This is a genomic window from Streptomyces sp. BE303 (assembly GCF_036290945.1).
Classification (GTDB): domain Bacteria; phylum Actinomycetota; class Actinomycetes; order Streptomycetales; family Streptomycetaceae; genus Kitasatospora.
The window spans coordinates 24045-36854 of the sequence record NZ_JAQYWZ010000788.1; the positions used below are offsets into that span (position 1 = coordinate 24045).

The window sequence follows — 12810 nt, forward strand, 5'->3', positions numbered from 1 at the left end:
CGGCCGGGAGCGACCGGCCGGGGACCATGAACCGGGACGGCCGGAAGCGGCCCACCGGGACCAGGACGGCCGGAAGCGGGACAGCCCGAAGCAGGGCGGCAGGGAACGGGGCGGCCGCCGGTCGGACGGCCGGGGCGTGCGTTCAGCTGCGCAGGAGGCGGGCGATGGCCGCGGTGGCCTCGGCGACCTTGGCGTCCAGCTCGGTGCCGCCCTCCTCGGCGGCAGCGGCGACGCAGTGCCGCAGGTGCTCCTCCAGCAACGAGAGCGCGAAGGACTGGAGGGCCTTGGTGCTGGCCGAGACCTGGGTGAGCACGTCGATGCAGTAGACGTCCTCGTCGACCATGCGCTGCAGGCCGCGGATCTGGCCCTCGATCCGGCGCAGCCGCTTGAGGTGGGCGTCCTTCCGGGCGGTGTACCCGTGCGGCCCCCCGTGGGCTCCGTGGTGTCCGACGGCGTCGGCGGTGGCCGCGGCGTCGGCAGGCTCGGTGGCGACGGCGGTGACGGCGGCCGACGTGGTCGCGTCCGGCGCGGTCTGCTCGCCATGCGCCTCCGCCCCGGCCGCCGGCGCCGGCTCCGGCTCGGTGCGCGCTTGCGTGGTGGTCATCGGCCCGCCTTCGTCTGAGTGCCTGGGTGGCTGCGTCGGCATCCAGTGTCCAACACCGGGGCCGGTCGTGGTGTTCCTCCGTACCGGTCGGCCGGTACGGAGGAGCGGTTCGCGGCGGGGGCGGGGCGCGGACGGGGCGCGCGCCCGGGCGCGGGCGCGGTTCCCCCGTCCGGGGAACACCCCGGTCTTCCCGGCGCACGGCAGGGGCGATCCGGGCGAGGTTCCGTCAGACTGGGGGCTCACGCCCACACCTGGGATGCAGGCCGGGCCCACGGCTGCGGCAGCCGAACGGAAGGGGAAGTTCCGGCTCCTCTTCGACCACCCCGTTTGCGCAATTGCGCTTGGTTGCACCTAGCATCGTTCAGTCCCCTACCCCGCACATCGGAGATTTCCGTGCGTTTTAGCCTGACCCCGAAGGAGACGAGCTTCTACGACATGTTCACCGCTGCCGCGGAGAACCTGGTCGTCGGTTCGAAGCTCCTGCTGGAACTGCTGGGATCAGACGTGTCGGCCCGCGCGGAGATCGTCGAGCGCATGCGCGCCGCCGAGCACGCCGGAGACGACACCACCCATGCGGTCTTCCACCAGCTGAACTCGTCCTTCATCACGCCCTTCGACCGCGAGGACATCTACAACCTCGCCTCGTCGCTGGACGACATCATGGACTTCATGGAGGAGGCCGTCGACCTGGTCGTCCTCTATGACATCCAGACCCTCCCCAAGGGCATCGAGCAGCAGATCGAGGTGCTGGCCCGGGCTGCCGAGCTCACCTGCGAGGCGATGCCGAACCTGCGCAGCATGTCCAACCTGACCGAGTACTGGATCGAGGTCAACCGGCTGGAGAACCAGGCCGACCAGATCCACCGCAAGCTGCTCGCCCACCTGTTCTCGGGCCAGTACGACGCCATCGAGGTGCTCAAGCTCAAGCAGGTCGTGGACGTCCTCGAACAGGCCGCGGACGCCTTCGAGCACGTCGCCAACACGGTGGAGACCATCGCGGTCAAGGAGTCCTGACCCTCGTGGACACCGCAGCACTCATCGCCGTCATCGGCGTTGCGTTCTTCTTCACCTACACCAACGGCTTCCACGACTCGGCGAACGCGATCGCCACCTCGGTCTCCACCCGGGCGCTCACCCCCCGGGCCGCGCTCGCGATGGCCGCGGTGATGAACCTGGCGGGCGCCTTCCTGGGCAGCGGGGTGGCGCACACCGTCTCCCAGGGCATCATCGAGACCCCGACCGGCAACCAGGGGATGGCGATCCTGTTCGCCGCGCTGGTCGGAGCGATCGCCTGGAACCTCGTCACCTGGTACTTCGGTCTGCCGTCCTCCTCCTCGCACGCGCTGTTCGGCGGCATGGTGGGTGCGGCGCTGGCCGGCGGTACCGAGGTGATCTGGAACGGGGTCATCGACAAGATCATCATTCCGATGATCGTCTCGCCGGTGGTCGGCCTGGTCGGCGGCTTCCTGGTGATGCTGGCGATCCTCTGGATCTTCCGGCGGGCCAACCCGCACCGGGCCAAGCGCAACTTCCGGGTCGCACAGACCGCGTCGGCCGCCGCCATGGCCCTCGCGCACGGTCTGCAGGACGCCCAGAAGACGATGGGCATCGTGGTCATGGCCCTCACCATCTCGGGCCACGAGTCCGAGGGCGACCCGATCCCGGTCTGGGTGAAGATCTCCTGCGCCACCATGCTCTCGCTCGGCACCTACGCGGGCGGCTGGCGGATCATGCGGACCCTCGGCCGGAAGATCATCGAGCTGGATCCGCCGCAGGGCTTCGCGGCCGAGGCCACCGCCTCGACCGTCATGTACATCACGTCGTTCGTCTTCAAGGCGCCGATCTCCACCACCCACGTGATCACCTCGGCGATCATGGGCGCGGGGGCCACCAAGCGGATCCGCGCGGTGCGCTGGGGCGTCGCCAAGAACATCGTCCTCGGCTGGTTCATCACGATGCCGGCGGCCGCCCTCGTCGCGGCGCTGGTGTACTGGTTCGTCCACCTGTTCTGGGGCTGACGGGCCGGCGCCCCGAACCCTGCGGACGTGACAGGGCCCGCCCCCACATCTCGGGGGCGGGCCCTTTTCCATGCTCCGCGGCGGCACCGCCATGCAGCACCGCGAAGCAGCTCTGGTCCGTCGGCCGTCTCCGGGCGTTGCCGGCCCGGAGGCCGGAGACCGGCCACCGGGGACCGGAGGCCGGAGACCGGCTGTGACGGGGTGCTGCGGTCTAGCCGAAGCGGCCCGAGATGTAGTCCTCGGTCGCCTGCACGGACGGGTTGGAGAAGATCCGCTGCGTGTCGTCGAGCTCGATCAGCTTGCCCGGCTGGCCGACGCCGGCCAGGTTGAAGAAGGCGGTGCGGTCGCTGACGCGGGCCGCCTGCTGCATGTTGTGCGTCACGATGACGATGGTGAACTGCTCCTTCAGCTCGCCGATCAGGTCCTCGATGGCGAGGGTGGAGATCGGGTCGAGGGCGGAGCAGGGCTCGTCCATCAGCAGGACCTGGGGCTCGACCGCGATGGCGCGGGCGATGCAGAGGCGCTGCTGCTGGCCGCCGGAGAGGCCGGCACCCGGCTTGTTCAGGCGGTCCTTGACCTCGTTCCAGAGGTTGGCGCCCTTGAGGGACTTCTCCACGACACCGTCGAGGACGGACTTCTTGCGAACACCCGCGAGCTTCATCCCGGCGACCACGTTGTCGTAGATCGACATGGTCGGGAACGGGTTCGGGCGCTGGAAGACCATGCCGACCGCGCGGCGGACGGCGACCGGGTCGACGGTCGACCCGTACAGGTTCTCGTCGTCGAGGAGGACCTTGCCCTCGACCCGGGCGTTGGGGATCACCTCGTGCATCCGGTTGAGGGTCCGCAGGAAGGTCGACTTGCCGCAGCCCGAGGGGCCGATGAAGGCCGTCACCGAGCGGGGCTCGATGCTCATCGAGATGTCCTCGATGGCCTTGGTGCTGCCGTAGAAGGCGGACAGTCCGCTGACGTCGATGCGCTTGGCCATGTTCTTTCGTCTTCTTTCAGCCCGCGGCCGGGGGCCGCTCGTAGATGCCGGTCGTACGTCAGTCGGTCAGTGTCCGCCCTTGGGCGAGCGCCAGCGTGCGATGCCCCGGGCGATGAGGTTGAGCGCCATCACGAAGGCGATCAGCACGAGCGCGGCACCCCAGGCCCGCGCGTAGCCGAAGTCGTTGTTCACCATGGCGTACTGCTGCCAGATGTACATCGGCAGCGACTGCTGCGGTCCGTCGAACGGGTTGGTGTTGATGATGTCCCCGCCGAAGACCAGCATCATCACCGGCGCGGTCTCACCCGTGATGCGGGCGACCGCGAGCATCACACCGGTGGTGATGCCGCCGATGGCGGTGGGGAGGACGATCCGCAGGATGGTCTTCCACTTCGGCACACCGAGTGCGTACGACGCCTCGCGCAGCTCGTTCGGGACGAGCTTGAGCATCTCCTCGGTGGAGCGGACCACGACCGGCATCATCAGGATGGCCAGCGCGAGGCTGCCCGAGAAGCCGGAGTAGCTGAAGCCGAGGGCGATGTTCCACAGGGACAGGATGAACAGACCGGCGACGATCGACGGGACACCCGTCATGACGTCGACGAAGAAGGTGACCGCCTTGGCGAGCGTGCCCCGGCCGTACTCGACCAGGTAGACCGCGGTGAGCAGACCGATCGGCGCCGCCATCAGGGTGGCCAGCAGCACCTGCTGCATGGTGCCGATCAGCGCGTGGTAGATGCCACCGCCGGGGCCCGAGTACCGCACCCCCTTCATGGAGTGCGTCAGGAAGTAGCTGTCCACCACCTCGGCGCCCTGCTGGACGGTGTAGGTGACGAGCGCGAGCAGCGGGATGACGGCCAGGATGAAGGCCACCCAGACCAGCGAGGTCGCGAACCGGTCCTTGGCCTGCCGGCGGCCCTCGACCTGGGCCGCGAGCCCGTAGCTGATGCCCAGGAAGAGGATCGCGGAGATCAGGCCCCACTGGAGCTTGCTCTCCAGGCCGCCGACCAGGCCGATGCCGCAGCCGAGGGCGATCGAGCCGGCGGCGATGGCGGCCGGGGCCCACTTGGGGAGCCGGTTGGCGGTCAGCGGGCGGTCGACCGGGCGGGCGTCCGCCGGAACGGACGTGGTCGCGGCGCTCATGCGTTGGCCCCCGAGTACTCCTTGCGGCGGGCGACGATCAGCCGCGCGGCACCGTTCACCAGCAGGGTGATCACGAACAGGACGAGACCGGAGGCCATCAGCGCGTCCCGGCCGAAGGGCTGGGCCTCGCTGAACTTCAGCGCGATGTTCTGCGCGAAGGTACCGCCACCCGGGTCGAGCAGGTGCAGCGAGAGGGAGTTGTTGGCGGAGAGCACGACGGCGACGGCGATGGTCTCGCCGAGCGCACGGCCGAGGCCGAGCATCGAGGCCGAGATGATGCCGGGGCGGCCGAAGGGCAGCACCGAGGTCCGGATCATCTCCCAGCGGGTCGCGCCGAGCGCGAGCGCCGCTTCCTCGTGCATCCGCGGCACCTGCCGGAAGACCTCGCGGCTGACCGCGGTGATGATCGGCAGGATCATGATGGCCAGCAGGATGCCGACGGTGAACAGGGTGCGCGGGGCGGTGCCGACCTTGGACTGGTCGAAGATGTACGTCCAGCCGAGGTACTCGTCCAGCCAGCTGGTCAGCCCGTACAGGTGCGGCACCAGGAAGAGCGCGCCCCAGAGGCCGTAGATGATGCTGGGCACGGCCGCCAGCAGGTCCACCAGGTAGGCGAACGGCTGGGCGATCCGGCGCGGGGCGTAGTGCGAGATGAACAGCGCGATCCCGATGGCCACCGGGACGGCGATCGCCATCGCGATCGCCGCGCTGACGATGGTGCCGAACGCGAGGACGGCGATGCCGAAGACCGGCTTCGGGGCGTCCGGCGTCCACTCGAAGGTGGTGAGGAAGTTGCCCTCGTTCTTGGTCAGCGCGATACCCGCGCGCCAGGTCAGGAAGCCTGCGATGGCGGCCATGATGACCAGCAGCAGGATGCCCGACCCGCGGGACAGGTTCATGAAGATCTTGTCGCCGACCCGGCTGTCACGCTTGCGGCGTTCCCTGCCTCGCGGGGCGGCAGGGGTGTTTGAAGTCATTGGTCTACTCCGGTCTGGTGGTGCTGCCCCGAGGGGGCGGCACCCTGGCGGCGGTGCCCCGGACGTGCTTCTAGGTCAATGCGTCCGGTGGAGCGGCCCCGGCCCCCCTCGTCCACGGGGCCGCTCCATCGGAGGTCCTGCGGAGGTCAGGCCAGCGTCGGGATGATCGCGTTGGCCTTGTCCGTCAGCTCCTTCGGCAGCGGGACGTAGCCCGCCTCGCCGACGGCCTTCTGCCCGGCGTCGCTGGCCGCGTAGGTCAGGAACGCCTTCAGGGCGTCGAGGCTCTCGGCCTTGTTGCCCTTGTCGCAGACGATCTCGTAGGTGACCAGGACCAGCGGGTAGGCACCCTCGTCCTTGGTGCCGTAGTCGAGGGTCAGCGCCAGGTCGCTGCCGGTGCCCGCGATCTTCGCCTTGGCGAAGGTGGTGGCGGCGTTGGCGGCGGTGGCCTCGACCGGCTTGGATGCGCCGGTGTTGATGGCGGCGCTCTTCAGGTTGTTGGACTGGGCGTAGGACAGCTCGGCGTAGCTGATCGAGTTCTTGACCTGCTTCACCTGGGCCGCGACACCGGCGGAGCCGTTCGCGCCCTGCCCGCCCTTGCCGGCCCACGCCTTGGCGGCCGGGTAGGCCCAGGCGCCGTTGGAGACCTTGGCGAAGTACTTGGTCAGGTTCTCGTTGGTGCCGGAGTCGTCCGTACGGTGGACGGCCTGGATGTCGGCGTCGGGCAGCTTGGCGCCCGGGTTGAGCGCCGCGATCGCCGGGTCGTTCCACTTGGTGATCTGCGAGTCGAAGATCTTGGCGGTGGTCGGACCGTCGAGGACCAGGTTGTCCACGCCGTCCACGTTGTAGACGATCGAGATCAGGCCGGCGACGAGCGGCAGGTTGATGCCCTGGCCACCGGTGCAGATCGCCTTGGTGGCGTCGACCTCGGCCGGCTTCAGCGGCGAGTCGGAACCGGCGAACTGGACCTTGCCCTGGGTGAACTGCTGGACACCGGCGCCCGAGCCGCCGCCGCCGTAGTTGACCGAGGACTCCTTGCAGGCAGCGGCGAAGTTCGTCTTCCAGACGTCGATCGCGTTGCCCTGCGCGGTGGAGCCGGCGGCCAGCAGCGCGGCCGGCTTGGGGCCGCACTCGATCTTGGCGGCCGGGGCGGCGGAGCCGCTGCCCGAGGCGCCGGTGGTGGTGGTGTTCTCGTCCGAACCGCAGGCGGCGAGCGACAGCGAGCTGACGAGCGCCATGGCACCGATCGCGAGGGCCTTGGAGCGGCCGTTCCGCTGGAGCTTCACAGGGTGTCCCTTTCTGTGGCATTGCCCTGCGCGCGGGCCGTGCACGACACGGCGGAGCGCGGGTTCTGCTGTGGTCCGGGGCCTGTTCGGCCCTCCGGTGACACCGAAGTTAAGCCGGGTAGGTGACGCGTCAGCCGGTCGTAAGTGAACGGAGAGTGAACCTCGAACGGATGGCAGGAAACTACGTCAGGTAGTAACGGTTGCGTCACGACCCGGGCGCGGCGAGATCACTTCCACCGTTCCTTCACGACTCCGCGGACGCCGACCGGACCGGCCGCGCCCCCAACAGCTCCAGCAGCGCGTCGACCAGCCGGCGGTCCCGCTCGTGGGTCAACCGGGCCCGGGCCTTCCCGGCCGGCAGCCACTCCAGCCGGTCCACCTCCCGGTTCGGCCGGAACTCCCCCGCCCCCGGCACCGCGGCCCAGTACCGGACCTCCTTGGGACGGCCCTGCGCCAGGTAGTGCTGGGCCGGCAGCTCCTCCCCCAGCACGCAGGTGAACCCGGTTTCCTCCCACACCTCGCGCAGCGCGGCCTCGACCACGCCCTCGCCCCGGTCCAGCTTCCCCTTGGGCAGGCTCCAGTCGTCGTACTTGGGCCGGTGGATCACCGCGATCCGGGGCCGCCCCAGGCGACCGCTCCTCTTCACCCGTCCCGGCAGCCAGAGCACGGCCCCGGCCGCCAGCACCACCGGTCCCCGGCCGGGGACCGCCGACCGTCTCCCCACCTCAGGCCGTCCGGGATTCCGCCGCCGTCCCCCAGCCGTCGGCCGGCGGCAGCTCCAGCCAGGCCTCCGGACCGGGCGGCAGCTCCGGCCAGCGGCGCCCGAAGGCGTACCGGGCCGCCTCCACCTCCAGCCGCTGGTCGGCGTGGACCACGCCCAGCACGTACGCCGTCGCCGGGGTGATCCGCGGCGTGCGCGCCGCCGTCGCCGCCGTCACCGCCGCGTCCGAGGCCTCCTGGTGCCGCGCCAGCACCCCGTCCAGCTCGTCCAGCACCGTCGACGGCCGCCCGCACACCTCCAGCGCGTACCTGGCCCGCTTCACCAGGACCCGCGCCCGGTGCCACGGCGCGTCGTCCGCCGCCAGCGCCGCGTCCGCGTCCAGCGCGCCCCGGGCCTTCGGCGCCTCCTGCCCCTGGGCCGGCACGGTGTGCGCCACGGCCGCCAGCCGGCGCAGTCCGTCCCCTCCGTACGGCGTGGCCGCACGCTGCAGGGGCAGCTGCTGGATGCTCACCGCCAGCGCGGTGAGCGCGGCCCCCGCCTGCGGCAGCAGCACCGCGCCCGCCCGGCCCCCGGCCTGCTCCGCCAGCGGCGCATCCGCCACCAGCAGCGTCATCCGGTCCGCCAGCGCGTGCAGCCGCGCCGACCGCAGCTCCTGCAGCACCGTCGAGTGCGCCCTGGTCCGTGCCAGGGTCAGCTGCCGGTCCAGCAGCGCCCGGGCCTTCGGCGCCCCCACGTGGCCGGCCAGCATCCCCGGACCGTCCGCCTCGCTGCCGTTCAGCCCGTCCAGCGCACCCAGCAGCCGGGACGCCCGCCGCACGTACCCCGGCTCCAGCGCCAGCAGGTTGAGCAGCCAGCGCAGATCGGTCCGGGACTCCTGCGTCCAGCCCGGTTCGAGGACCGCGCCGAAGGTGTGCAGCAGCCCGTTGATCCGCCGCACCGCCCGCAGCAGGTCGTCCGTCCCCCCGGACGGGACGACGGACGCCCCCGGTCTGGCGCCGACCTCGCCCACGGCCAGCGGCAGCGCGCGCAGGAACGCACCCGCCAGGGCGGTGAGATGGCTGGAGAGGATGTCCCCGGCGGTCGCGGTGGAGGCCGCCTGGGCCGTCATCGGCGCATCGGTCATGACTAGGTAGATCCCCGTTCCCCCGGGGCCGTCCCCGGGGCTGGTGGCCGACCGCTCAGCGGCTCCCTACCGCTCAGCGGCTCGCGTCAGTGGATCGCGCGGTCGCGTCGTCGCGTCTCGCGTCAGCGGGGTCGTGGCGGCGACCGGCCGTCACCGGGCGGTGACGGCCCGGCGACGCTGACGCGAGTCGATGAGCAGGTCCTGGACGTGCCGCAGTTGCTTGCCCTCGGCGTCCTGCGCGTGCCGGGTCCACGACCCGTCCGCCCCGAGGTGCCAGGACTCCGTCTCGTCCGACATGCCGAGCTCGATCAGCCCCGACAGTTCCGCCCGGTGCGCCGGGTCGGTGATCCGCAGCAGCGCCTCGATCCGGCGGTCCAGGTTGCGGTGCATCATGTCGGCGCTGCCGATCCACACCTCCGGATCGCCGTTGTTGCCGAAGACGAACACCCGCGAGTGCTCCAGGAAGCGCCCCAGGATGCTGCGCACCCGGATGTTCTCGCTCAGCCCCGGCACCCCCGGCCGGATCGCGCAGATCCCGCGCACCCAGACGTCCACCGGCACCCCGGCCTGCGAGGCCCGGTACAGCGCGTCGATCACGGCCTCGTCGACGATCGAGTTGACCTTGATCTTCACGTGCGCCGGACGGCCGGCCCGGTGGTTGGCGATCTCGTTGTGGATCCGCGAGACCAGACCGTCCCGCAGACCGCGCGGCGCGGTCAGCAGCCGACGGTACGACTCGCGGCGCGAGTATCCGGAGAGCCGGTTGAAGAGGTCCGAGAGGTCCGCGCCGACCTGCGGGTCCGAGGTCAGCAGACCGAGGTCCTCGTACAGCCGGGCCGTCTTCGGGTGGTAGTTGCCGGTGCCGACGTGGGAGTAACGGCGCAGGGTGTCACCCTCCTGCCGGACCACCAGCGACAGCTTGCAGTGCGTCTTCAGCCCGACCAGGCCGTAGACCACGTGGCAGCCGGACTCCTCCAGCTTGCGGGCCCACTTGATGTTGGCCTGCTCGTCGAAGCGTGCCTTGATCTCGACCAGGACCAGCACCTGCTTGCCGGACTCCGCCGCGTCGATCAGCGCGTCGACGATCGGCGAGTCACCGGAGGTCCGGTACAGCGTCTGCTTGATCGCCAGCACGTCGGGATCGGCCGCGGCCTGCTCCAGGAAGGCCTGGACCGAGGTGGAGAAGCTGTCGTACGGGTGGTGCAGCAGCACGTCCCGTTCCCGCATCGCCATGAAGATGTCCGGCTGCGAGGCCGACTCCACGTCCGTCAGTCCGCGGGCGGTTCCCGCCACGAACTTCGGGTACCTCAGCTCCGGCCGGTCCAGTTCCGCGATGCCGAACAGACCGGTCAGGTCGAGCGGACCGGGCAGCGGGAAGACCTCCGCCTCGGTGATGTTCAGCTCCCGCACCAGCAGGTCCAGGATGTAGGGGTCGATCGACTCCTCGACCTCCAGCCGCACCGGCGGGCCGAACCGCCGCCGCATGAGCTCCTTCTCCAGAGCCTTGAGGATGTTCTCGGTGTCGTCCTCCTCGACCTCGAGGTCCTCGTTGCGGGTCACCCGGAAGGCGTGGTGCGCGAGCACCTCCATGCCGGGGAAGAGCTCCTCCAGGTGCGCCCCCATGACGTCCTCCAGCGGCACGTACCGCTGCGGGGAGGCCTCCAGGAAGCGGGCCAGCGACTGCGGCACCTTCACCCGGGCGAAGTGCTTGTGCCCGGAGACCGGGTTGCGCACGACGACCGCCAGGTTCAGGGACAGCCCCGATATGTACGGGAAGGGATGTGCCGGGTCCACCGCCAACGGGGTGAGAACCGGGAAGATCTTCTGCCGGAACAGCGAGTGCAGCCGCGCCTGCTCCTTCTCGGCGAGCTCGGACCAGCGAACCACCTCGATCCCCTCGGCGGCGAGGTCCGGCAGCACCTCCTGCTGGAACGCGGCGGCATGCCGCGCCATGAGCTCGCGCGAACGGGTCCAGATCAGGTCCAGCACCTCGCGCGGCTGAAGGCCCGAGGCGCTGCGCTGGGCCACTCCCGTGGCGATCCGGCGCTTGAGGCCGGCCACCCGGACCATGAAGAACTCGTCCAGGTTGCTGGCGAAGATCGCCAGGAACTTGGCCCGTTCCAGCAGGGGGATCCCTGGGTCCTCGGCCAGTTCCAGTACGCGCTCGTTGAACGCGAGCCAACTGCGCTCGCGGTCCAGGAAGCGGCCCTGCGGCAGCTCCTCGAAGTCCTGCTCGTCCGCGGCCGGCAGCTCGGGCGGAATGCCGAGCGCACTGGACAACCGGGCGGGCGGGGACAGCGGGGCAGAGACGGGGCGGGGGATGCTCATGGGCTCCAGCTCCTCCAGCAGGACGGCGTCCGGACGCGAATTGCTCTGCGGGCCGTCGTCCTCGCCCAGCGCCAACGCCCACCCACCCGGCGCGGTCGTCACAGGACCGGCCAGCGGGTGTCGGCCGATGCTGCACGAGCGAGACACTACGGACTTCATCCTGTGATCTTCGCGGCATTAATTGAATCCACGGTAAACACCGCATGGCCAGGAGGAAAGCTGAGGCGGTCGGGGCCGGGGTGTAGGCGCACTACCGTTGCCTCGGCCCCACCTTCTCCGCTATCCGTCCGCCGGGCCGCGTGATGCCTCCGGGTCGCCTCGGTGGGGCCGTCCGACGGGGACCCCGGGACCTCCCTCCTCGTGCTTCCGGCGGGGACCCTTCCTGCTCCCGGGGCCTCGGTCGGCGCTCCTGGGCCTCAGCTGCGGCTTCGGCTGTCGGAGTACCGGGCCCGGTACATCAGGTCGATCTCGTGAATCGTGAATCCCAGTCGTTCATATACCCGCACGGCGGCCGGATTGTCGGCGTCGACGTACAGCAATACGGTTTCCAGCCCGCGCTCGCCGGCCCCGGTGCCCGTCAGGTGCCGCAGGCCGGCGGCGGTGAGCGCCCTGCCGAGCCCGCTGCCCTGCTCCGCCGGGTCGACCCCGACGACGTACACCTCACCCAGGGCGGGCCCGGCCTCGGTCGCCGGGTGCACCTTGGTCCAGTGGAAGCCCACCACCCGGCCGTCCCGGGTGGCGAGGAAGAAGCCGGCCGGGTCGAACCACGGCTCGGCCAGCCGGTCTGCCAGGTCCCGCTCGGTCCACGCGCCCTGCTCGGGGTGGTGGGAGAAGGCGAGGGCGTTGAGGCGGAGCCATTCGGCGTCGTCCTCGCCGGGGCGGAAGGTCCTCAGCTCGACCCCGTCGGGCAGGGCCACCGCCTCGGTCTGCGGTCCGGTCCGGCGCATCTGCCGCAGCTCCCGGACCAGCTCGGCCCCGTACTGCCCGGCCAGGTGCCTGGCGGCCGGATGCCCGCCGTGCACCCAGAAGTCCACGGACTCCCGGCCGGCCCGGTGGGCCCGGGAGAGGACGGCGTCCACCAGCGGGCGTCCCAGACCGCGGCCGCGCGAGACCGGGGCGACGACGAGCTCGGCGGAGGGATTGGCGCCGGTCCCCTCCGGTACCTCCAACTGGCCGTAGCCGACGACGCTCTCGGTCTCGGTCTCGGTCTCGACGAAGTGGATCACCCCCGGCCGGGCCGTCTCCGACGAGCGCAGACGCAGCCGACCCTGCTCCGAGACCGCCGCGCGGCCGTCCACCGCCTGCGCGTCCTCCAGGACGCGTAGGGCGCCGTCACGTTGCTCCGGCCGCAGCACCTCGGTCGCGGCGACTGCGGCGCCGTCCGCCGCAGGTCCGGTGGCAGGTCCGGTCACAGAGCCAGTTGTGTCGCCCGTTGTCGGCGTTCCGTCGTCCATGCCCTGACGATACGTCAACGGGAATCGGGGGGAAACGCAAAGAACCCCCGTCCGGATCCCGGACGGGGGTTCTTCACAATGATTGTTCGGCGGCGTCCTACTCTCCCACAGGGTCCCCCCTGCAGTACCATCGGCGCTGTGAGGCTTAGCTTCCGGGTTCGGAATGTAACC

Annotated in this window: 11 protein-coding genes and 1 rRNA gene; 2 read left to right on the forward strand and 10 right to left on the reverse strand. The window is 70.7% G+C overall.

All coding sequences use genetic code 11. The annotated features are described in order from the left end of the window. Positions 1-142: 142 nt before the first annotated feature. Complete coding sequence (locus tag PUR56_RS25635) at positions 143-604, reverse strand: metal-sensitive transcriptional regulator (RefSeq protein WP_329950635.1); 462 nt, start codon at positions 602-604, stop codon at positions 143-145. Between the two features lie 393 nt (positions 605-997). On the opposite strand from PUR56_RS25635, the gene PUR56_RS25640 reads away from it, so the two are divergent. Together PUR56_RS25640 and PUR56_RS25645 are read left to right on the forward strand one after the other, a co-directional pair. Further along, complete coding sequence (locus PUR56_RS25640) at positions 998-1618, forward strand: DUF47 domain-containing protein (protein WP_329884012.1); 621 nt, start codon at positions 998-1000, stop codon at positions 1616-1618. 5 nt (positions 1619-1623) lie between these two features. After that, positions 1624-2622 (forward strand): inorganic phosphate transporter, encoded by a 999-nt coding sequence (locus tag PUR56_RS25645; RefSeq protein ID WP_329884013.1) that lies wholly within the window; start codon positions 1624-1626, stop codon positions 2620-2622. Between the two features lie 211 nt (positions 2623-2833). Here PUR56_RS25645 and pstB read toward each other — a convergent pair whose 3' ends face one another. The 9 genes from pstB to rrf all read right to left on the reverse strand — a co-directional run. Continuing rightward, positions 2834-3610: a phosphate ABC transporter ATP-binding protein PstB gene (gene pstB / locus PUR56_RS25650; protein ID WP_329884014.1), complete on the reverse strand. Its 777-nt coding sequence runs from the start codon at positions 3608-3610 to the stop codon at positions 2834-2836. Positions 3611-3676: 66 nt separating this feature from the next. Further along, positions 3677-4753, reverse strand: a complete 1077-nt coding sequence (gene pstA, locus PUR56_RS25655) for a phosphate ABC transporter permease PstA (RefSeq protein WP_329950636.1) — start codon at positions 4751-4753, stop codon at positions 3677-3679. Then, positions 4750-5730, reverse strand: a complete 981-nt coding sequence (pstC, locus tag PUR56_RS25660; RefSeq protein WP_329884017.1) for a phosphate ABC transporter permease subunit PstC — start codon at positions 5728-5730, stop codon at positions 4750-4752. The genes pstA and pstC overlap by 4 nt, the downstream gene beginning before the upstream one ends. 146 nt (positions 5731-5876) lie before the next feature. Beyond that, positions 5877-7013, reverse strand: a complete 1137-nt coding sequence (gene pstS / locus PUR56_RS25665; RefSeq protein ID WP_329950637.1) for a phosphate ABC transporter substrate-binding protein PstS — start codon at positions 7011-7013, stop codon at positions 5877-5879. Positions 7014-7257: 244 nt separating this feature from the next. After that, entirely contained in the window at positions 7258-7701 is a 444-nt protein-coding gene (locus PUR56_RS25670) for an NUDIX hydrolase (RefSeq protein WP_443034568.1), read from the reverse strand. A 37-nt stretch (positions 7702-7738) separates the two neighbouring features. Continuing rightward, entirely contained in the window at positions 7739-8857 is a 1119-nt protein-coding gene (locus PUR56_RS25675) for a CHAD domain-containing protein (protein WP_329950638.1), read from the reverse strand. A 150-nt stretch (positions 8858-9007) separates the two neighbouring features. Beyond that, complete coding sequence (locus PUR56_RS25680; protein WP_329884030.1) at positions 9008-11185, reverse strand: RNA degradosome polyphosphate kinase; 2178 nt, start codon at positions 11183-11185, stop codon at positions 9008-9010. 416 nt (positions 11186-11601) lie between these two features. Then, the gene (gene mshD / locus PUR56_RS25685) at positions 11602-12597 is read right to left on the reverse strand and encodes a mycothiol synthase (protein WP_443034567.1); all 996 of its coding nucleotides are present in this window, start codon (positions 12595-12597) and stop codon (positions 11602-11604) included. Positions 12598-12723: 126 nt separating this feature from the next. Further along, a 5S ribosomal RNA gene (gene rrf / locus PUR56_RS25690) occupies positions 12724-12810 on the reverse strand; the annotation flags it as partial.

What these genes read in the sequence shown, in the direction of transcription:
- pstC (WP_329884017.1), bottom strand. Translation starts at nt 5,730, where the DNA reads ATGACTTCAAACACCCCTGCCGCCCCGCGAGGCAGGGAACGCCGCAAG.
- pstA (WP_329950636.1), bottom strand. Translation starts at nt 4,753, where the DNA reads ATGAGCGCCGCGACCACGTCCGTTCCGGCGGACGCCCGCCCGGTCGAC.
- pstB (WP_329884014.1), bottom strand. Translation starts at nt 3,610, where the DNA reads ATGGCCAAGCGCATCGACGTCAGCGGACTGTCCGCCTTCTACGGCAGC.
- PUR56_RS25680 (WP_329884030.1), bottom strand. Translation starts at nt 11,185, where the DNA reads ATGAGCATCCCCCGCCCCGTCTCTGCCCCGCTGTCCCCGCCCGCCCGG.
- PUR56_RS25635 (WP_329950635.1), bottom strand. Translation starts at nt 604, where the DNA reads ATGACCACCACGCAAGCGCGCACCGAGCCGGAGCCGGCGCCGGCGGCC.
- PUR56_RS25675 (WP_329950638.1), bottom strand. Translation starts at nt 8,857, where the DNA reads ATGACCGATGCGCCGATGACGGCCCAGGCGGCCTCCACCGCGACCGCC.